This is a genomic window from Janthinobacterium salmonicoloratum (genome assembly GCF_051380845.1).
GTDB classification, from domain to species: Bacteria; Pseudomonadota; Gammaproteobacteria; order Burkholderiales; family Burkholderiaceae_D; genus Janthinobacterium; species Janthinobacterium lividum_F.
On sequence record NZ_JBNYXV010000006.1, the window covers coordinates 184,870 to 202,976 of the forward strand.

Consider the following 18,107-nt stretch of genomic DNA (forward strand, 5'->3'; position numbering starts at 1 on the left):
GCGCGGCCGGTGCCCTTACGCTTTGGCCGCCGTTTGCGGGCCGCCGCGCATGGCAAAGACCATGACGGCCGAGACGATGGCGGGGATGGCGACGACGAGGAAAATCGTGCTGTTGGGCCAGTTCAGGCGGATCAGCTCGCCACCGAGCACGGGGCCGATGATGGAGCCGATGCGTCCGATACCCAGGCTCCAGCCGATACCCGTCGAGCGCAGGGTGGTTGGATAGTAGCTGGCAGCCAGGGCATTGACGGCCGGCTGGCCGCCCACCACGCAAAAGCCGGCGATGAAGATCGTGATGAACAGGAAGGCCAGCGACACGTCCGGACGGCCGATCAGGGCGATCGCCACGGCGGCGACCAAAAAGCACGGCAGCAGGACGCGGCGGAAGCTGGAGCGGTCGATCAGCTGACCCATGACCAGGGTGCCGATGGTGCCGCCCACTTGCAGGGCCGTCCCGGCCAGCACGGCGTTGGCCGTCGACAGGCCCGCCTCCTTGGCGATCGTCGGCAGCCAGTTCGACAGGAAATACAAGTTCAGCAAGTTCATGAAGTTGATGACCCACAGTAAGATCGTCATCTTCGCGCGGCCGCCCGTAAACAATTGCAGCACGGGCGCGCCCTTGTGTTCCTTCTCGTGCACGACGTATTGCGTGTCGGCCGTGATGGTCACCGTCGGGTCGATACGCTTCAACCACTGCGCCACCTTGTCCAGCTTGCGCTTCTTGAGCACCAGGAATTGCATCGATTCCGGCAGCAGGAAGAACATCAGCACGCCGATGACCAGCGGCACCACGCCGCCCACGTAAAACACGGATTGCCAGCCGAATGCGGGAATCAGCGCGGCCGACAACAGGCCGCCGAGCACGGCGCCCAGGGTAAAGCCGCACGAGACCAGCATCATCAGGGTGACTTTCTTGCGCAGCGGGCTGTATTCGCCAGCCAGCGCCATGGCGTTTGGCATCACGGCGCCCAGGCCCAGTCCCGTGATGAAACGGATCAGCTGCAATTGCTCGATGTTCGTCGCCAGCGGCGTGACCAGCATGCACAGCGAGAAGAAGATGGTCGAGCCGATCAGCACGGGGCGGCGGCCGAACTTGTCGGCCGTGATGCTGAAGACGAGCGAGCCGACCAGCATGCCCAGCAAACCCGCGCCAAACACGGGCCCCAGGTTGGCCTTGCTGACATGCCAGTCGGCGATGATGGCGGGCGCCACATAGCCCATGGCTTGCACGTCGAAGCCATCCATGATGACGCACAGGCCGCACAGGATCAGCATGCCGATCTGGAAGGAGCCGATCTTGTTGTTATTGATGAGATCGGGAATATCGATCGTCTTGCCTGCCGTGGACATGGTGCCGCTCCTGTTTTTTTATGGTGATCGCGCCCTTCCGGCGAGGGACAGGCGCGTGTTTGTCTCAGGCTTCATTACAATCGCTTTTGATTGATTATTCAAACGTTATTTTCGAATGGATTTATCAGGTTTCCTTGTGAATCTTCGGGTGGCCCTGAATGGCCGCCAGGATCACATCGAGCGCCGGGTGCATGATCTTGCGCTCGTTCGAGATGACATAAAACTGCTCGCGCAGGGACGAAGCGTCACCGACCAGCACGGCGCCGAATTGCTCCTCGATATCGGCCGCCAGGCTGGCGGACGCGAAGAACAGGCCCAGTCCCTTGCGGCCAAACGCGTTGAGCATGGCGTTGTCCTCGAATTCACCGACCACGTCGGGGCGCACGCCCTGTTGCACCATCCATTCGTCGATGCGCCCGCGCAAGGCGTTATTGCGCGCGGGCAGCAGAAATGGCGCGCCGTGCAGGCTGTGCGGGAAATTGTCGCGGTATTGTCCGGCCAGCGCGGGGATGCCGAACAGCTTCATGGCGCTCTCTCCCCACAGGTGGCTGGACACGCGCAGGCTGGCGCCGGCCGGCACGGCACGGTCCGTCAAGACCAGGTCCAGCTTGTGCAGGGCCAGGTCGGCCAGCAGGGACTCGAATTCGTCTTCCAGGCACACGAGCTTGACGGGCTTGTCCAGGCTGCGCGTGGCGTCGAGCATCCGATACGCCATCAGTTTCGGCAGCGAGTCGGAAATGCCCACCGTCAGGCGCATCTTTTCCGCGTCGGTGTCGGCCAGCGCTTCCTGCATCTGTTCGCCCAGCAAAAAAATCTGGTCCGCGTAGCCGAGCGCCAGCCGGCCCGCTTCCGTCGGTACCAGACGCCGTCCCTGCGGCTGCAGCAGGGACTTGCCCAGTTCCTTTTCCAGCAGGGCGAGCTGGGTGCTGATGGTTTGCACGGCCAGTCCCAGCCGTTCCGCCGCACGCGTCACGCCGCCTTCCTTGGCGACGACCCAAAAGAAGTACAAATGGCGGTAATTGAAACCGGTCGTTTTCATCGCATGCACCTATCTTCTGTTTTTACGAAGTAATACTTCCATTATCTTCCATTTTTAAATGTGTCACATGTCCTTATACTACGTTCCATTGAATTTGGATAAAGGGGAACTATCGATGAAACATTTCAGAGTGTCATTTCTAGTGACATTTATCTGCCTGGGCATTTCCGCCTGGTGGGGTTACACGCACGGTGGCGTGTCGACCATGCTGTCGGCATTGGGCATTGCGGTGATTCTGGGCGTGATGGAAGTCTCGCTGTCGTTTGACAACGCGGTGGTCAACGCCTCGGTGCTGAAGAACTGGGACAAGTTCTGGCAGAACCTGTTCCTGGGCGTGGGTATCATCATCGCCGTCTTCGGCATGCGTCTGCTGTTCCCGCTGGTCATCGTCGCGCAAGCGGCGGACCTGGGCTTGATGGAAGTGTGGAATCTGGCCCTGAGCAATCCGGAACAGTATTCGATGCACCTGACGAATCACCATGCGGAAGTGGCGGCTTTCGGCGGCATCTTCCTGCTGCTGGTGTTCCTGAACTTCCTGCTGGACTCGGAAAAAGAAACGCACTGGCTGGGCCGTATTGAAGAAAAACTGGGTGCGCTGGGCAAGATCTCGTCGATTTCCGTGATGATCGCGCTGGGTACCCTGATGGTCAGCCTGTCGATGATCGAAGAAGGCCAGAAGCTGGTGGTCCTGACGGCCGGCCTGTGGGGTATCTTGACCTACGTGGGCGTCGATGTGATCAGTGGCTTGCTGGAAGGCGATAACGGCGACGGCAACATGGGCGACATCATCAAGCGCGGCGGTATTGGCGGCTTCCTGTACCTGGAAGTGCTCGACGCCTCGTTCAGCTTTGACGGCGTGATCGGCGCGTTTGCCATCACCAAGGATGTCGTGATCATCATGCTGGGTCTGGCGATCGGCGCGATGTTCGTGCGTTCGATGACAGTGTTCCTGGTGCGCAAGGGTACGCTCGACGAGTTCGTTTATCTGGAGCACGGCGCGCACTATGCGATCGGTATCCTGGCCGTGATCATGTTGGTCAGCATGAAGTTCCACATTCCCGAGATTTTCACGGGTCTGATCGGGGTAGCCTTCATTCTCGCCTCGCTGTGGTCGTCGATCCGCTACAAGCGCAGGATGGCCCTCGAAGAAGGCAAGATGGAAGCGCTGGAACCAGTCAAGGCAACAGCAGTGTAAAGAATGCGCGGCAAACGACTACACCGGTTTGTCGGCAAGTTGTAGCAAGCGTCGCCGCCGGCCTGGGGAGTCAGGCCGGTGGAGGACGCCAGGTGTTTGGTCATATACAACCCACATAGGAGTAATACATCATGGCAATCAGTCTGCAAAAAGGCGGCAACGTCAACCTGAGCAAGGAAGCCCCTGGCATTTCGAAGATGATCATCGGCCTGGGCTGGGATGCCCGCGCCACCGATGGCGCCGCGTTCGACATCGACGGTTCCGTGTTCCTGTTGAAGGCCGACGGCAAGGTACGCGCCGACGTCGACATGATTTTCTACAACAACCTGAAGTCGAGCGACGGTTCCGTCACCCACTCGGGCGACAACACCACCGGCGCCGGCGATGGCGACGATGAAACCGTCATCGTCGACCTGGCCACGGTGCCAGCCGAGATCGACAAGATCGCCGTCTGCGTGACGATTCACGATGCCGAAGCGCGCAAGCAAAACTTTGGTATGGTATCGAAGGCGTATGTACGCTGTGTAAATGCCAACGGCAACACGGAAATCGCCCGCTTCGACCTGTCGGAAGACGGTTCGGCGGAAACGGCCATGGTCTTCGGTGAAATCTACCGCAATGGCGCCGATTGGAAATTCAAGGCCATCGGCCAGGGATATAAAGGCGGCCTGGGCCCGCTCGCCGCGTCTTTCGGCGTCGGCGTATAAGTCGTCAATAGTAAAGGCGGTCCGCGGTGCGGGCCGCCACCATCACCATCATCGTCAAGGAAGGAACAGTTGTATGCCAGTTTTCAATATTACCGGGGATGTCGACCCGTTCCTGCATGTGTCGCTTGCCAAGGGCGAGAAGATTTATTGCGAATCCAACGCGATGGTGATGATGGAAACCAATCTTGAGCTGAAAGGCAAGATGACTGGCGGCATCGGCGCCGCGCTGATGCGCACCTTTGCCAACGGGGAATCGTTCTTTCAGCAGCATATCGAGGCCATGCGGGGCGACGGCGATTGTTTGCTGTCGCCCACCTTGCCCGGCGCGATGCGGGTGCTCGAGGTTGGCGCCCAGCAATACATGATCAGTGACGGCGCTTTCGTGGCGGCCAGTGCTGGCGTGGAATTGAAGGTGCGCACGCAAAGCCTTGGCAATGCGCTGTTTGCCCAGAGCGGTGGTTTTTTCATCACCGAGACGGCAGGCAGCGGCCAGTTGGCGGTGTCCGGTTTTGGCGCGATGTCGACACTGGAAGTGACGCCTGGCAAGGACGTGGTGATCGATAACTCGCACGTCGTGTGCTGGGACAACCGCCTGCAATACGAAATTTCCATGACGACCGGCAGCAGTGGCGGCTTTCTGGGGAACCTGATCAATAGCCAGACCAGCGGCGAGGGCATGGTACTGAAGTTTTCAGGCACGGGAAAAATCCTCGTGTGTTCGCGCAACCGCGCGGCCTTCCTCGCCTGGACCCAAAGCAAGCCGGCGTAAGAGCAGTGAATGCAACTAACCAAACAGGAGCTAAGCGTATGTCTGTCAATTTGAGCAAGGGCCAGAAGATTTCTCTGGACAAAGAAGCTGGTGCCACCCTGACCCGTATCACCATGGGCCTGGGCTGGGATGCGGTCAAGACCAAGGGTTTCCTCGGTTTCGGTTCGAAGACGGAAGCCGTCGACCTGGACGCCTCGTGCGTCATGTTCGATGAAAACAAGGGCACGTCCGACATCGTCTGGTTCCGCCAGCTGAAAAGCAAGGACGGCAGCATTGTCCACACGGGCGACAACCGCACGGGCGCGGGCGATGGCGACGACGAACAGATCAATGTCGATCTGTCGACAGTGCCGGCGAACGTGAAAAGCCTGGTCTTCACCGTCAACAGCTTTACTGGCCAGAACTTCTCGCAGGTGGAAAACGCCTATTGCCGCATCTTGAATGCCAGCAATAACCAGGAAGTCGCGCGTTTCAACCTGTCTGTGCAAGGTTCCCACACGGCACAGATCATGGCCAAGCTGTACCGCCATAACGGCGAATGGAAGATGCACGCCATCGGAGAAAACGGCAACGGTCGCACCTTTGACGACCTCATGCCGCAGATTGCCGTGCATCTATAAATTGTAGTTGTAAGGAGCAGTACGCAGCGGGCGGGGGACGGACCGGATACCGGCCCTTGTCCGCTGCTCTATATTGAAGGAGAGTATGTCGTGATGCGATTGCTGATAGCCTTGCTACTTCCGTGTCTCACGTTTTTCATGCTGGGGCGCCCGCTGGCCGGTGCTGCCGCCTTGATCATGCAGTGCACTGTGATCGGCTGGGCGCCGGCGGCCCTGTGGGCCCTGTACACGGTGAACCAGCATAAAACGGAGCAGGAACTGGAAGGTGCGTTAAGCCGCAGCTACATGCGCAGGCGTAGTCGGTTGATCTAAATCAGCCGGGCGCTTGGAATCCTTGCGCTAAAGCCCGCACGAGCAATCGTGCGGGCTTTTTTTGTGCGCGCTCACTTCTTGCAGCGTATCGGCACGTTCACGGAATTGCCGTCCGAACTCAGGTTGCGGTACTGTAAATCTTCACTTTCGATGGCAAAGCGGGGTACGGCGTGGATATAGCGCTGCTTGCAGACGGTGTCGTCATTGATCAGCTGGCCCGCCAGCATGTAGTCGCACAGGGCAAAGCGCGATTCTTCGTCGTCGAGGATCAGCACGCGCGCCGCGCTGTACAGGGCCGATTGCAATACTTCCGGGCTGCAATTTTCCGGGCCCGTCAGCTTCAAATGGGTTTTCGTTTGCGTGGCCAGGCGCTGCAGCTTGACGAGGGCGGCGCGCTCTTCCTTGCGGGCACCGTCGATTTGCACGTCCTCGCTGGCCAGGCGCAGCGCCAGCGAGGCGATCTGGTCGATGGAAATATGCCAGGCAAAGCCTTCCAGCCGCGTGCGGATCTGGCCTGGCAAGGGATCGGCTGCATCGACTTCACAGCGGAACTGGCCCAGGTGGGGGCGGCACAGCACGGGGATGGCAAAAGCCGAAGTGCGCTTGCCCTTGACGAATTTCTGGCTCAGGTCGCCAAAGTTTTCATGCGTGATGGTATCGAAGCGGGCTTGCCCAAAGCCCATCTTGACGAGGTTTTCCTTGCGCTGGCGCGAAAACAGGGCGTCGACGGCGTCGTAGATATTCTTGTTGAAGATGCGGTCCAGCGGCTGGCGCTCATCCGACATCTTTTCAAATACGGCGCTGGAATTGGGTGCGTTGGCATCGATGGAAATGAGGATGAAGGGCTTGCTGTTCAGGCGCGGCGGCACGAAGGCCATGTCGTTGCCATACAACTGCGTCAGCGCCACATCCCACAGGGTTTCCACGCCCAGGTTGTCGGCCGCGCCACCGTCGAACAGGTGCACGTAGGACGGCGATTCGCGCGATTCGGAACCGAGTTCCGGCACGAAACTGTTTTTCGGGCGGAAACGTTCAAAGGTGACGGAATCGAACACGCCGGGAAAGGCGGCCGAGGTGGCTACGGCCGTGGCCAGGCGGATATCCTGGATCGGCGAATGCAGGGTGCTGTAGAAATACTCGTAAGAAAACACCACGCGCTTGCCGCCATCGGTGGCGTCCGTCGCGTTGGCCAGGAAGATGGGGCCGTCGTGCGGCAAGTCCTGATAGGTTTTTTTGTCGTACAGCACATCGTCCAGCACGTCGGACAGGAACGAGGTGCGCGTCTTGTTCGTCAACAACATCGTCGTCAGGTTGGCCGGTTTCAAAATGGTCTGGCCAAAGAAATCCGTTTTTAGTTTGCTGCGCAGCAAGGGCCAATCCGTCTGTTTGCCGTGCAGCGCATAGTAGCCGCCCGCGATGGCGCCGCCCGAGACGCCGGAGATGGCCGAGGCGCCGCTGACGAGGCCGAACTGCTCCAGCTGCTCCAGCGACGCGGCCGAGAAATTGGCCGCGCGGCTGCCCCCGCCGGACAGGGCGATGCCGATGAAATGGTCATTGGGCATGGGATTCTGGATGCGCGCCTTGGGCGCGTCGATGCGCAGGCGCGGGCTTTCCTGCACGGTAAACGTGCGGTTTTCGACGCCGCTGTTGGGGCGCAGGGCGAGTACCGTGCAGCCGCTCAGCAGCGCAACGAGGATAAATGGGGCGAATAAGCGTGGATGCATGCGTGATCTGTGCGTAGTCATTGCTTGGGATACGGACGGAAACGTGTGCGATTCTAGCAAACCCGGCAACAATCACCTATTCATCTGATAGCCGAGCATGGCAGCGTTGTAGAGTGCGTGCGTGAGCATGGGCGCCAGCAGCGCGCCGCTGCGTTCGTACGCGATGCCCGTGCACAGACCCAGCACGAAGACGGGCAGCATGGCGGCGGGCGGCTGCACGATGGCAAACAGCGCGGCGGCGATGCCGATCGCCTGCCAGGCCGGCAGAGAACGACGCAAGCCGCCCTGCAGCAAGCCGCGGAAGATGAATTCTTCGCACAGGGGCGCGGCCAGCACGCTCACGGCCAGCAGCCACAGCCCGTTCCAGGATAGAACACCCTGCAGGGGCGCGGCAGGCGTTGGCAACAGGGCCGCGTAGCCGATGCCGAACAGGACCGCGACACAGGCGCCCGCGCCTCCCCGGCGCCACGGCTGGCGGCCCTGTCCGATGCGCGGCACGCCGGTCGTCCTGGCGCGCCAATAGACCAGGCGCAGCAGCGCATACGTGAGCGCGCCGGCCGCGCCCAAGGCGATGGCCAGCTGCGCCAGCGGCGTTGCACTTGTACTTTTGAGCAGGATCAAGGCCAGTGTTTGCAGACTAAAAAACAGCATGGCGGCGATCAGGCCGTCGGCCGCCGCCACCGTGGCCGGCGGCGAGGCGGCGGGATCGAGCAGGTAGGGCAGAGAGTCGCGTGCCTTTTGCCACAGGGCCACGGCCAGCGCGCCCGTGAGCACGACAAACACCAGTTGCTGCACCAGGCTGCCGGCGGCCAGCGCGGCGAGGTATAGGCCGGTGAGCAGCAAATACAGGTACATATAGGTGGGGCGCACCTTTGCCGTTGTTTCGGTGGCCAGCGGGTCGCTGGCAAACACGCCCAGCGCCACGGCGATCAGCGAATACAAAGGGATGCCGGCCAGGGCCAGCAGCATCAGGCCCGCCGTCTGCCACGACCAGGCGGGCAGCCAGGCCAGCGCCACGCCGAACAGGGTCAAAGGGTACAGCAGGGCCAGTACGGCCCACAGCTGCGCCTTTTGCCGCAGCGCCTGCTCGACGGAGATGGGAAAGGTGTACAGCAGCCACAGCGCGCCGCCTTCCTTGTTCAGGGTCTGGAAGGCCGACATCATCAGCACATAGGTGCCGAGGAAAAAGCCCGTTGCTGCCAGCAGGACGGGATGCTCCAGCAGCGCATGCACGTCGCGCGCCTGGCCCGTAAACAGGGCCTGGCCACCGAGGATCAGCAAGGGCATCAGCAGGGTTTGCACGAGAAAATTGCGATCGCGCAAGAGTAACGTCAGCTCGCGCCGCTGGATCGCCGTGCCGATGCGCAGGCGCCACTGGCGTGCCGGCAGTGGTGCTGGTGCCGGCTTGCGCGCGCCTTCGCGCTGGCCCGCGCCGACCACGCCTTGGCGCAGCTGGCGGCGCAGGATGGCCATGCCCAGCAGCATCAGCAACACGGTTTGCGCCAGCAGCAGGACGGCTGGCATCAGCAGGGCCGCCACGTCAGATGCATTGAGCAGGCGCAGCAGCAAGCCTGGCGGTGTCCAGGTGCTCCAGGCGGGCATGGCGGCGGCCCAGGCATACGCGAAGCCGCCCGTGCCCATGCCGAACGACATGCCCATATACATGGGCAACAGGCCCGCCAGCGAGATCACTGCCTGCAGGTTGCCCAGTTGGGACGCATTGAGCGACAGGCGCAAACCCGTGTCGATCAGGGTGCGCAGCATGGCGGCCAGGGCCAGCAGGATCAGGCTGGCGAGCAGGCCGGACAGTGGTGAAAACCAGCCCTGGCCTGAATACCAGGCGATGACGGTCGTGCTGGGCCACAGGGCCAGCAAGCCGGCCGGATTGACGAGCGTGCGTTCGAGCACGCGCGCCCACAGCAAGGTGCTTTTCGCGATGGGCAGGGTGACCAGCCATTCCAGGTCCCAGTCCGGCTTGGCCAGTTCTCCCATGCCCAACGGCAGCAAGACGCTGACTAGCCACAGCAGTGCCAGCTGCAGGGTCAGGCCGCCCGCCAGCGCCGCGCTGAAGGGCGTGGCCATCAGTTGCGCGATGACGGGCTCGAGCAGGTGGCTGCCCGTGTGCAGGCTGCCGCGTGCCTGGCAGGCGGCGACCTGGTCCAGCAGGCAATGCATGTTCAGCACGCTGTGGCGGGCAATGCTGCCGAAGGAAAACAGCATGGGCAGCAACAGCAACGCGGTCAGCAGCCAGCGTCCGCCACGCTTGCCCGGCGTGGCGGGGCGGCTTTTATTGTTTTTCTTGAAGGAAAAGCCACGGCCGCTGACGTTGAGCAGGCGCTGCAGGCGCAAGCGGGTCAGCAGCCAGACGGCGCGCCAGGCGGTGGGCGGCGCCGGTGTCATGCCGGGGACGTTTCATCGGTGAGTTGCAAGAAGAGGTCTTCCAGGCTGCCATCGCTGGATAACTGCTGGCGGATATCGTCCAGGCTGCCCGTGGCGACCAGGGCGCCACGGTGGATGATGGCCACCCGGCTGCACAGCTTTTGCGCCATATCCAATAGATGTGTGGAAACGAAGATCGTGGTGCCGGCGGCGGCGCGGCGCAGCAAGCGTTCCTGCACGTCGCGCGAAGCACGCGGGTCGAGGCCGTTGATCGGTTCATCGAGGATCAGCACGGCCGGATCGTGGATCAGCGCGCAGGCCAGGCCCAGTTTTTTCTTCATGCCCAGCGAGTAATTGACGGCAAAATCCTCGCTCGCTTCGTCGAGGCCAAATTCCGTCAGCAGGCGCGCCGCGCGGGCGGCCGCTTCCGCGCGCGGATAGCCGTGCATTTCAGCCACGAACTGCAGGATTTCACGGCCCCGCAAATAGTCGTAAAAGATGGGATTGTCGGGCAGATAGCCCACCTTGCGCTTGACGGCGGCGCCGTCGCGGTGGCAATCGAGGCCATCGACCAGCACGCGGCCGGCGCTGGGCACGAGAATGCCCATCAGCATGCGGATGGTGGTGGTCTTGCCGGCCCCGTTCGGGCCCAGGAAGCCGAAGACCTCTCCTTTGCCTACTTGCAAGGTCAATGGTTTGAGGGCCTCGAACGTGCCGTACTGTTTGGACAAGCCTTCGAAGGCAATCATCATGCATCCCAAAAAAGATAGCGTGCAGGATGATAGCCCGATATGGCGCCGCCAGAGCGCCCCTTAATGCCGCAGCATCACGCCCATGGCGATGCAGGCCACAATCGCCAGACTCATGGCGAGGCAGTAGGCGGCCATCAATAACAGCCAGCGGCAGACGGTAGCCAGTTTGCCACTTGGATACACGCGCCACATGGCCCAGGGCAGATAGGCGAGCAGCCAGGCGCCGAGCGCGAGACGGACAATGTCGACGGGGATCAAGCTCATCAGCGCCATCGTGATGAAAGCGAAGGCGTTACTGTGCAGGGCGAACAGGAAATGCTCGCCATAGCGCCGTCCGCTGCCCAGGTAGAGGATTTTCAGGAACAGGGCGAACAGCGGCATCAGGCAAAACATGGCGTATGGCGCGTAATGAAAAAAGCTGTCCACCACGAGTTTTTGTTTCTCCGCCGTGGGCAGTTGCTCAAAGTCTTGCCATTGGCGCGGCAGCGTGGGTGTCTGGCCCAAAATGCTGACCTGCATAGGCGATGACTTGTTTTCCGCAATTTGACCGGGGCCATGGGCGCTCACCTGGGCTTTCTGGCTGTGGACGGTGAGGAATACGTCGGGACTGCTGAACTTGAGGATGGCAAAGAACAGGATGCTGAAGGTCAGGTAGACGCGCAGCGGCTCGACATAACGCACGCGGCGTCCCGCCAGATATTCATTGCTCAGTGCGCCAGGACGAAACAGCAGCAAGGCCAGGGTACGCCAGAGCTTGCCTTCGAGCGCCACATAATGCGCGACAAACTCATGCAGGAATTCGCGCGCGCTGGGCACGTGCAGGGTCGTCGCCTGGCCACAGGCGCTGCAGAAGTTGCCTGGCGCATTGGTATTGCAGTTATGGCAGGTACTGGCGGGACTCGTGCTGGGTGACGCTGTTTTCAAGATGGACTCTTTCCATAGCCGAAAGGTAAAAAAGATCGCTCAAGGGCGCAGCATATGATGAAGGAAAAGAATACTAAAAGGGCATTTTTCTCTCGATAGTTGCTTTCGAGATACAAAATGCCTGCGCCGTTCAGCGGCCGCCGAAGGCGGCCAGCAGGCGCCGTTCGCCGTCCGGCGTGAGACGCAGGGCGCGGCTGTCGAGTTCGCGCTCGGCCCAGCGCTGGCGCAGCATCAGTTGCAACAGGGCGGCCCCCAGCGCACCGCCCAGGTGGGCGCGCCGTTCGCTCCAGTCCAGGCAGGCGCAGGCGAAGCGACGGCGCTGGCGCTGCAATTGCGGCACGTCGATGCCCAGGGCCGCCATGCCAGCCGCGCCCGCTTCCGACAGGCAATACTCGCCTTCGCCGCCATCGTCCAGCAGCCAGCCTTGCGCGTGCAACTGGTCGTGCAGGGCGACGGCGACGCTGCCGGCCATGTGGTCGTAACAGGTGCGCGCATGGCGCAGGCGGTCGGGCGTGGTGGGCGTAAAGGGCGTCGCCGCCACGCCGGCCACCACCAGCAGCGCTTCGAGGGCCAGGCCTACATTGGCGTTGGCCAGGCGGTAATAGCGGTGCTTGCCCTGCGCCAGCATGGACAACAAGCCATCCTCGCGCAGCCGGCTCAGATGCGCGCTGGCCGTCGAGGCGCCTACCTCGGCCAGCGCCGCCAGTTCCGTGGCCGTGCGCGCATGCCCATCGAGCAGGCTGCACAGCATGCGCGCACGGGCCGGTTCGGCGATGGCGCCGGCCAGTTGCGCCAGTCCCCTGTCGGCCGAGGGAAGTTTGTCATCCATGATTCGTCCGTGGGCGAAGTGTTGTGGTGGAAGGGGCAGCATACTCGTGTCCCCACTTCACCGCAATGGAATGCGCATGCCGCTCGACTATCCCGCCGACCCTTTTTTCGCCGTCACCCATGCGGCGCCGTATGACTATTATCGCCGCCTGGCGGAAGGCCCGCCGCTGCGTTTCGATGCGGCACTCGATTGCTGGCTGGCGACGGGCGCGGCCGGTGTGCGGGCCGTGCTGGAGCATCCCGCTTGCCGCGTGCGGCCAGCAGGACTGGCAGTGCCGCATAACCTGGCGGGCACGCCATGCGGCGCGATTTTTGCGGAACTGGTACGCATGAATGAGGGCGAACGGCATGCCGTGCCGAAACAGGTGCTGGCGCATGCGCTGGGCCAGGTGGACTTGGCGCGCCTGCAGGGGCGGGCGATGCATCTTGCCGGTGACCGCGTACCCGACAGCGCCGCGCAACTAAACGATGCGATGTTCGAACTGCCCCTGTTCGCCATGGCGGATTTGCTGGGCTTTGCACCGGCGCAATGGCCGGCGCTGGCTGCCTGGACGCGCGCCTTTGTCGCTTGCCTGTCGCCGCTGAGCAATGCCGAACAACTGGCCGGCGCGCAGGTGGCTGCCGATGCCTTGCTGCAAAGCTTTAGCCGATTGCTGCGTGAGGGCGATGCGCGGCCCGGCAGCTTGCTGGCCAAGGTCGTGGCAGAGGCGGATGCCCTGGGCTGGCGAGCCTCGGGCGGCGTGCTGGCCAACCTCGTGGGGCTGCTGTCGCAGACGTGCGACGCCACGGCTGGCTTGCTGGGCAATGCTGTCGTGGCCCTGCGCACCCAAGCGGATTTACTGCCGCAACTGCGCGCAGCACCGCAGCTGTGGCCAGCCATGCTGCGCAAAGTCGGCCGGCATGATCCAGCCATCCACAACACGCGCCGCTATACGGAGGAAGACGTGGAGTTCAATGGCGTGCGCGTGCCGGCCGGGCAAATGATCGTCGTGGTGCTGGCCAGCGCCGGCCGTGCGGAGTCAGGTTTTGGCCATGGCCGCCACGTCTGTCCGGGCCAGGCCATCGCGCACGCCATCGCCACGGCATGCCTGCAAGCGTGGGCCGATGGGCTGGAAGACATGCCGCTGGCGTGGAGTTATCTGCCGTCGTTGAACGCGCGCATTCCTGTCTTTGGCCCAGGAGAAATGAAATGATCGCCGTGATATTTGAAGTCTGGCCCAGCGCGGAAGGGCGCCAGCAGTACCTGGACCTGGCCGCTGCGCTGCGGCCCCTGCTAGATGAAGTCGATGGTTTCATTTCCATCGAGCGCTTCAGCAGCCTGAGCGAGCCGGGTAAATTATTGTCGCTCTCGTTTTTCCGCGACGAGGCGGCGCTGGCGCAGTGGCGGCAACTGGAAGCGCACCGCGCGGCGCAGTCGGCCGGCCGGCAGGGCGTATTCGACGACTACCGGCTGCGCATCGCCGCCGTGGTGCGCGATTACGGCATGCTGGACCGGCAACAGGCGCCCGCTGACAGCCAGCGGCGCCACGATGCCTAGCGTTTAGCGGGGCAGCGCGCCCTGCGTGATTTTTACCTTGACCCGATACGTGGGCTCGGCCGCGTTCAGGGCGGGCGGCGTGGCCGGGTCGACGTCAAGCAGGGTGAACGTCAGGTGGTTGACGGTGACGGAACTGGCGGCGCCCGGCATGGAGTCGGACAAGACGATGTCCGTGGCGCCTGCGCTGTTGAGCAGACTGAAACTGTAGCTGACGTAACCTTTCCACACGCACACGGCGCCCTTGCGGCAGCGGCTGTCGTTGACGCGCTCCAGTTTCAGGGTGTCGGTGGCCGTGATGGCGACCTGTTCGCCCGGCGAGAGCACGTGGGTGACGCTGCGCGGCGTGTTTTCCGCGTCGCCGGCGCTGCCGGCCGCGCCGCAGCCCGCCAGCACGGCCAGGCAGGCGAAGAACAGGGGAAGTAGCACGGTACGATAAGAGCGGGTCAGGTAAGGCATGTTTTTCCTTTCAGGTGGAGCGTCCCTGGCGTGCTTGTCCACGCGTGGGATAAAATGATAGTAACAAAATGATATTTTTCCGGCGCACCATTGGCGCGCTGCGGGTGAATTGATGCGCCGGCCACGCGGCGCGCCGATTACTGCGTAAAATGGCTGTTTTGAAAATCAGGAAACAACCATGAAAAAAACTGCCCTGGCGAAAAGCGATGCCAAGAAACTGATGGGAAAGATGAATGTTCCCGGCGCCGGTGCATTCGGTAAGGAAGCGGTAGTCGTCGACCGCCGCGAGCAGCGCAAGCGCGATCAGGCCCTGGGCCTGGTGCCATTCGCCGTCAAGCTGAACAGCGATCTGGTGTTGCAATTGCAGACCCTGGCCAAGGAGCGCGGCGCGGATCTGAATGATTTGGTCGCCGAGCTGATCACCAAGGGCTTGGCTGCAGCGTAACGGCTGACAATGTTTATCTGTTGATAAACATCAAACTGTAAAACTAAAAGGCGCCTTGCGGCGCCTTTTGCATTGCGGCATTGCTGTGCTTACACGTAGGCGGCCAGGGCGCCCTTCATTTTTTTCAGTGCCGCCACTTCGATCTGGCGGATGCGCTCGGCCGATACGCCGAACTCTTCTGCCAGCGCGTGCAGGGTGGCGCCGGAACCGTCGTCGTTGGCCAGCCAGCGTGCTTCGATGATGCGGCGCGAACGGGCGTCGAGCTTGCCCAAGGCCGTTTCCAGGCCTTCCGATTGCAGACGCGTCACCTGTTCCGCTTCCAGCACCTTGGTCGGCTCGCTTTGCTCCGACGACAGGTAGGCGATCGGTGAAAACTTGTCGTCTTCATCGTCGGTTGGCGATTCCAGCGCAATGTCGCGGCCGCTCAAACGCGTTTCCATCTCGATCACTTCTTCGCGTTTCACGTCGAGCAGCTTGGCCAGCGCATCGATCTGCTTCGGCGTCATCGCGTCCAGGCCCGTCTTGTGGCTGCGCAGGTTGAAGAACAGCTTGCGCTGCGCCTTCGTCGTCGCAACCTTGACCAGGCGCCAGTTTTTCAGGATGTACTCGTGCATCTCGGCTTTCACCCAGTGCATGGCGTACGACACCAGGCGTACGCCCTGGTCCGGATCGAAACGTTTCACGGCTTTCATCAAGCCGATATTGCCTTCCTGAATCAGGTCGGCGTGCGGCAAACCATAGCCCAGATAGCCGCGGGCAATCGAGACGACCAGGCGCAGGTGCGACAGCACCAATTCTTGCGCGGCGGCCAGGTCATTTTTTTCGCGCAGGCGTGTCGCCAGCGAAATTTCTTCGTCGTGGGTCAACATGGGCAGGCGGTTCACGGCCGAAATATAGGCGTCAATATTGCCCAGATTGCCAGTGAACCCGAGGCCCAGCGCATTACTTTTGGTCGGAACCAATGCGGACGTTGCGGACATCATAGTCATGTTTTCTCCCTCGTAGTCTTGCTTTGTTCCAGTTGGCCACGTCACGCGACGTGGTCCGCTTGTCTGTTCGTTTTTGCGTATTCGGTCTTGCACTTTGCAGATCGCGGCACCATCTTCATCTGGCGTCCATGGCGGTTCTGCTATTGGTATGTCCCTATATTAGCACTCTCTGCTTGAGAGTGCCAATCAGCACATTTAATCGTCCCGATAGCCTAAATGCTATGGCGATTCAATGCTTGATAAATGTGTATGAACAGCGATCTGACAGCGCTGCAGGCCGCTTCACGACAACGTAGCTAGTCTACGGCCTCTGGCTGAAGCGAACCTTAAGAATACTTGCTTAATATCAAGACAACAGCAGTATAAGGATGACGAGGCGCATGGCGGCACCGCAGGCGCCGCCATGGAAGGGAAGGTCAGTTCAGGCGCGCCAGGTGGCGCTGCACGCAGAGGAAGGCGCCGATCAGGCCCAGGCCTGCGCTGACGGCCAGCAAGCCAGCCATCGGCAGCGGCGCCAGCGGCACCAGCTGGAATTCGGACGCGTACAGGCGCGCAAACTCGGCAATCGCCGTATTCAGCGGCTGCAAGGCCAGCGCCACGGCGCCCAGGGCCAGCGCACCGGCGCACAGGCCCAGCAGGGCGCCCGTGTAATAGAAGGGGCGGTGGATGAAGGTGTCGGTGGCGCCGATCAGTTTCGAGATGCTGATTTCATCGCGCTGCTGCATCACTTGCAGGCGGATGGTATTGAAGACCACGGCGATTACGGCCACGCCCAAGGTGATCGCCAGCAGCAGCAGCACCAGGCGCAGCACGCCGAGCAGGGCCGCCAGGCGCTTGACCCAGGCTGAATCGACTTGCGCCGATTCCACGCCTGGCAGGTGGCGCAACTGTTCCGCCACTGCATCGACGTCCTGCGCCTCGCTGGCGCTGCTGAAGGCATCGAGCTTCAGCACGTAGCTGTCGGGCAGGGGATTGTCACCCAGGGTGCTGAGCACGTCGGCCAGGCCGTTCTTGTTTTTCAGCGAGTCCAGCGCCTGTTCGCGTGGGATGAAGACGATCTTCGCCTTTTGCTCGCCCACGATCTTGCGCATGGCGCTGGCCAGGGCCACGGCTTGCTCGCGCGGCAAGTCGATCTTCAGGAAGACGCTGATTTCCGGGTCGACCGACATCTGTTCCGACATGGGGCGCACATTGTCGAGCATGGTCAAGCCGGCGAACGGCAGCGACAGGGCGATGGCGACGACGAGCACGTTCAATAAAAAGCCGCCCGGCGACTTGCGCAAATGAATCAGCGCCGAACCGAGGGCGAAGCGGTGTTGACGGAACCAGCCTCTCATAGCTGTTCTCCCTGCGCGTCGTCCGGGCCGGGGGCGGGCGCAAAATCGGGATCGGGCGGGGCGAAGACGGGCGCTTGCGTGGCCTTGTCGATGGCGACCAGCTGGCCGTTTTTCAGGTGGATTACGCGGGCGGCGGCGTCGAGCATCTGTTCGTCATGGCTGGAAATGAGGCAGGTCACGCCCACCGAATGAAACGCTTTCAGGGCGTCGAGCACCTTGTCGGCGCTGGCGCGGTCCAGGTTGGCCGTCGGTTCATCGGCCAGGATGATCTGTGGCCGGTTGACGATGGCGCGCGCGATCGACACGCGCTGCTGCTCGCCGCCCGACAGTGACAGGGGGCGCGCCATGGCGCGGTCGAGCAGGCCGACCTTGTCGAGCGCGGCGCGCGCGCGCTGTTCGGCGGCCGCCTTGTGGGCGCCGACGACGAGCAGCGGCAGCATGACGTTGGCCAGGATGGAGCGGTCGTTCAATAATTTTTGCTGCTGGAAGATCAGGCCCATGTTACGGCGCAAAAACGGCACGCCGGCCGGCTTGATCTTTGCCATGTCCTGGCCATTGACGATCAGCTTGCCCGACGTGGGGCGTTCCATGGCGGCGATCATTTTCAGCAAGGTGGATTTGCCGGCGCCGGACGGGCCCGCCAGAAAAACCAGCTCGCCTTTGGCAATGCTCAGCGAAATGTCGCTGAGCGCCACGGCGTCGGCGGAGTATTGCTTGGAGACGTGCTGAAATTCAATCATGTAT

At 62.0% G+C, this 18,107-nt stretch carries 19 protein-coding genes; 8 read left to right on the plus strand and 11 right to left on the minus strand.

Annotated elements, in window-relative coordinates; all coding sequences use genetic code 11:
• Nucleotides 1-15: 15 nt before the first annotated feature.
• A complete protein-coding gene (locus ACQ4WY_RS24025; RefSeq protein WP_436506228.1) occupies nucleotides 16-1,350 on the minus strand; it encodes an MFS transporter in 1,335 nt (444 codons plus the stop codon).
• A gap of 124 nt (nucleotides 1,351-1,474) precedes the next feature.
• A complete protein-coding gene (nhaR, locus tag ACQ4WY_RS24030) occupies nucleotides 1,475-2,389 on the minus strand; it encodes a transcriptional activator NhaR (protein ID WP_353658843.1) in 915 nt (304 codons plus the stop codon).
• 115 nt (nucleotides 2,390-2,504) lie between these two features.
• Between nhaR and ACQ4WY_RS24035 the strand changes: the two genes are divergently transcribed.
• The 5 genes from ACQ4WY_RS24035 (at nucleotide 2,505) to ACQ4WY_RS24055 (ending at nucleotide 5,992) form a co-directional block, all read left to right on the plus strand.
• A complete protein-coding gene (locus ACQ4WY_RS24035; RefSeq protein ID WP_353658842.1) occupies nucleotides 2,505-3,584 on the plus strand; it encodes a DUF475 domain-containing protein in 1,080 nt (359 codons plus the stop codon).
• A 131-nt stretch (nucleotides 3,585-3,715) separates the two neighbouring features.
• The gene (locus tag ACQ4WY_RS24040; protein ID WP_034784897.1) at nucleotides 3,716-4,291 is read left to right on the plus strand and encodes a TerD family protein; all 576 of its coding nucleotides are present in this window, start codon (nucleotides 3,716-3,718) and stop codon (nucleotides 4,289-4,291) included.
• A 73-nt stretch (nucleotides 4,292-4,364) separates the two neighbouring features.
• Complete coding sequence (locus ACQ4WY_RS24045; RefSeq protein ID WP_436506229.1) at nucleotides 4,365-5,060, plus strand: TIGR00266 family protein; 696 nt, start codon at nucleotides 4,365-4,367, stop codon at nucleotides 5,058-5,060.
• Nucleotides 5,061-5,098: 38 nt separating this feature from the next.
• On the plus strand, nucleotides 5,099-5,680 hold the full coding sequence (locus ACQ4WY_RS24050) for a TerD family protein (protein ID WP_353658841.1): 582 nt from the start codon (nucleotides 5,099-5,101) through the stop codon (nucleotides 5,678-5,680).
• A gap of 93 nt (nucleotides 5,681-5,773) precedes the next feature.
• On the plus strand, nucleotides 5,774-5,992 hold the full coding sequence (locus ACQ4WY_RS24055) for a YqaE/Pmp3 family membrane protein (RefSeq protein WP_086139074.1): 219 nt from the start codon (nucleotides 5,774-5,776) through the stop codon (nucleotides 5,990-5,992).
• A gap of 71 nt (nucleotides 5,993-6,063) precedes the next feature.
• Here the strand turns inward: ACQ4WY_RS24055 and ACQ4WY_RS24060 are convergent, their stop codons facing one another.
• The 5 genes from ACQ4WY_RS24060 to ACQ4WY_RS24080 all read right to left on the minus strand — a co-directional run bounded on the left by ACQ4WY_RS24060 (nucleotide 6,064) and on the right by ACQ4WY_RS24080 (nucleotide 12,600).
• On the minus strand, nucleotides 6,064-7,716 hold the full coding sequence (locus ACQ4WY_RS24060) for a patatin-like phospholipase family protein (protein WP_436506230.1): 1,653 nt from the start codon (nucleotides 7,714-7,716) through the stop codon (nucleotides 6,064-6,066).
• 72 nt (nucleotides 7,717-7,788) lie between these two features.
• Nucleotides 7,789-10,116: a CPBP family intramembrane glutamic endopeptidase gene (locus tag ACQ4WY_RS24065; RefSeq protein ID WP_436506231.1), complete on the minus strand. Its 2,328-nt coding sequence runs from the start codon at nucleotides 10,114-10,116 to the stop codon at nucleotides 7,789-7,791.
• On the minus strand, nucleotides 10,113-10,847 hold the full coding sequence (locus ACQ4WY_RS24070; protein WP_436506232.1) for an ABC transporter ATP-binding protein: 735 nt from the start codon (nucleotides 10,845-10,847) through the stop codon (nucleotides 10,113-10,115). The genes ACQ4WY_RS24065 and ACQ4WY_RS24070 overlap by 4 nt, the downstream gene beginning before the upstream one ends.
• Before the next feature lie 60 nt (nucleotides 10,848-10,907).
• Nucleotides 10,908-11,771, minus strand: a complete 864-nt coding sequence (locus tag ACQ4WY_RS24075; protein ID WP_436506234.1) for a DUF3667 domain-containing protein — start codon at nucleotides 11,769-11,771, stop codon at nucleotides 10,908-10,910.
• Nucleotides 11,772-11,901: 130 nt separating this feature from the next.
• Nucleotides 11,902-12,600 (minus strand): ArsR/SmtB family transcription factor, encoded by a 699-nt coding sequence (locus ACQ4WY_RS24080; RefSeq protein ID WP_436506235.1) that lies wholly within the window; start codon nucleotides 12,598-12,600, stop codon nucleotides 11,902-11,904.
• A 76-nt stretch (nucleotides 12,601-12,676) separates the two neighbouring features.
• On the opposite strand from ACQ4WY_RS24080, the gene ACQ4WY_RS24085 reads away from it, so the two are divergent.
• Together ACQ4WY_RS24085 and ACQ4WY_RS24090 are read left to right on the plus strand one after the other, a co-directional pair.
• Nucleotides 12,677-13,792, plus strand: coding sequence for a cytochrome P450 family protein (locus ACQ4WY_RS24085; protein ID WP_436506236.1), 1,116 nt, complete (start codon nucleotides 12,677-12,679; stop codon nucleotides 13,790-13,792).
• Nucleotides 13,789-14,136, plus strand: a complete 348-nt coding sequence (locus tag ACQ4WY_RS24090) for an antibiotic biosynthesis monooxygenase family protein (protein ID WP_436506237.1) — start codon at nucleotides 13,789-13,791, stop codon at nucleotides 14,134-14,136. The genes ACQ4WY_RS24085 and ACQ4WY_RS24090 overlap by 4 nt, the downstream gene beginning before the upstream one ends.
• A gap of 3 nt (nucleotides 14,137-14,139) precedes the next feature.
• Here ACQ4WY_RS24090 and ACQ4WY_RS24095 read toward each other — a convergent pair whose 3' ends face one another.
• Nucleotides 14,140-14,592: a hypothetical protein gene (locus ACQ4WY_RS24095; RefSeq protein ID WP_436506238.1), complete on the minus strand. Its 453-nt coding sequence runs from the start codon at nucleotides 14,590-14,592 to the stop codon at nucleotides 14,140-14,142.
• Nucleotides 14,593-14,770: 178 nt separating this feature from the next.
• On the opposite strand from ACQ4WY_RS24095, the gene ACQ4WY_RS24100 reads away from it, so the two are divergent.
• On the plus strand, nucleotides 14,771-15,037 hold the full coding sequence (locus ACQ4WY_RS24100; RefSeq protein WP_436506239.1) for a hypothetical protein: 267 nt from the start codon (nucleotides 14,771-14,773) through the stop codon (nucleotides 15,035-15,037).
• An 89-nt stretch (nucleotides 15,038-15,126) separates the two neighbouring features.
• Here the strand turns inward: ACQ4WY_RS24100 and rpoH are convergent, their stop codons facing one another.
• From rpoH to ACQ4WY_RS24115, 3 genes are all read right to left on the minus strand, one after another.
• A complete protein-coding gene (gene rpoH, locus ACQ4WY_RS24105) occupies nucleotides 15,127-16,020 on the minus strand; it encodes an RNA polymerase sigma factor RpoH (RefSeq protein WP_436506297.1) in 894 nt (297 codons plus the stop codon).
• A gap of 422 nt (nucleotides 16,021-16,442) precedes the next feature.
• Entirely contained in the window at nucleotides 16,443-17,363 is a 921-nt protein-coding gene (gene ftsX / locus ACQ4WY_RS24110) for a permease-like cell division protein FtsX (RefSeq protein ID WP_436506240.1), read from the minus strand.
• Nucleotides 17,360-18,103 (minus strand): cell division ATP-binding protein FtsE, encoded by a 744-nt coding sequence (locus ACQ4WY_RS24115; RefSeq protein WP_436506241.1) that lies wholly within the window; start codon nucleotides 18,101-18,103, stop codon nucleotides 17,360-17,362. The genes ftsX and ACQ4WY_RS24115 overlap by 4 nt, the downstream gene beginning before the upstream one ends.
• Nucleotides 18,104-18,107 lie beyond the last annotated feature (4 nt).

Excerpts from the sequence above, each read along its gene's own strand:
- ACQ4WY_RS24025 (WP_436506228.1), bottom strand. The coding sequence starts at position 1,350 with ATGTCCACGGCAGGCAAGACGATCGATATTCCCGATCTCATCAATAAC.
- nhaR (WP_353658843.1), bottom strand. The coding sequence starts at position 2,389 with ATGAAAACGACCGGTTTCAATTACCGCCATTTGTACTTCTTTTGGGTC.
- ACQ4WY_RS24035 (WP_353658842.1), top strand. The coding sequence starts at position 2,505 with ATGAAACATTTCAGAGTGTCATTTCTAGTGACATTTATCTGCCTGGGC.
- ACQ4WY_RS24040 (WP_034784897.1), top strand. The coding sequence starts at position 3,716 with ATGGCAATCAGTCTGCAAAAAGGCGGCAACGTCAACCTGAGCAAGGAA.
- ACQ4WY_RS24045 (WP_436506229.1), top strand. The coding sequence starts at position 4,365 with ATGCCAGTTTTCAATATTACCGGGGATGTCGACCCGTTCCTGCATGTG.
- ACQ4WY_RS24050 (WP_353658841.1), top strand. The coding sequence starts at position 5,099 with ATGTCTGTCAATTTGAGCAAGGGCCAGAAGATTTCTCTGGACAAAGAA.
- ACQ4WY_RS24055 (WP_086139074.1), top strand. The coding sequence starts at position 5,774 with ATGCGATTGCTGATAGCCTTGCTACTTCCGTGTCTCACGTTTTTCATG.
- ACQ4WY_RS24060 (WP_436506230.1), bottom strand. The coding sequence starts at position 7,716 with ATGCATCCACGCTTATTCGCCCCATTTATCCTCGTTGCGCTGCTGAGC.
- ACQ4WY_RS24065 (WP_436506231.1), bottom strand. The coding sequence starts at position 10,116 with ATGACACCGGCGCCGCCCACCGCCTGGCGCGCCGTCTGGCTGCTGACC.
- ACQ4WY_RS24070 (WP_436506232.1), bottom strand. The coding sequence starts at position 10,847 with ATGATGATTGCCTTCGAAGGCTTGTCCAAACAGTACGGCACGTTCGAG.
- ACQ4WY_RS24080 (WP_436506235.1), bottom strand. The coding sequence starts at position 12,600 with ATGGATGACAAACTTCCCTCGGCCGACAGGGGACTGGCGCAACTGGCC.
- ACQ4WY_RS24085 (WP_436506236.1), top strand. The coding sequence starts at position 12,677 with ATGCCGCTCGACTATCCCGCCGACCCTTTTTTCGCCGTCACCCATGCG.
- ACQ4WY_RS24090 (WP_436506237.1), top strand. The coding sequence starts at position 13,789 with ATGATCGCCGTGATATTTGAAGTCTGGCCCAGCGCGGAAGGGCGCCAG.
- ACQ4WY_RS24095 (WP_436506238.1), bottom strand. The coding sequence starts at position 14,592 with ATGCCTTACCTGACCCGCTCTTATCGTACCGTGCTACTTCCCCTGTTC.
- ACQ4WY_RS24100 (WP_436506239.1), top strand. The coding sequence starts at position 14,771 with ATGAAAAAAACTGCCCTGGCGAAAAGCGATGCCAAGAAACTGATGGGA.
- rpoH (WP_436506297.1), bottom strand. The coding sequence starts at position 16,020 with ATGATGTCCGCAACGTCCGCATTGGTTCCGACCAAAAGTAATGCGCTG.
- ftsX (WP_436506240.1), bottom strand. The coding sequence starts at position 17,363 with ATGAGAGGCTGGTTCCGTCAACACCGCTTCGCCCTCGGTTCGGCGCTG.
- ACQ4WY_RS24115 (WP_436506241.1), bottom strand. The coding sequence starts at position 18,103 with ATGATTGAATTTCAGCACGTCTCCAAGCAATACTCCGCCGACGCCGTG.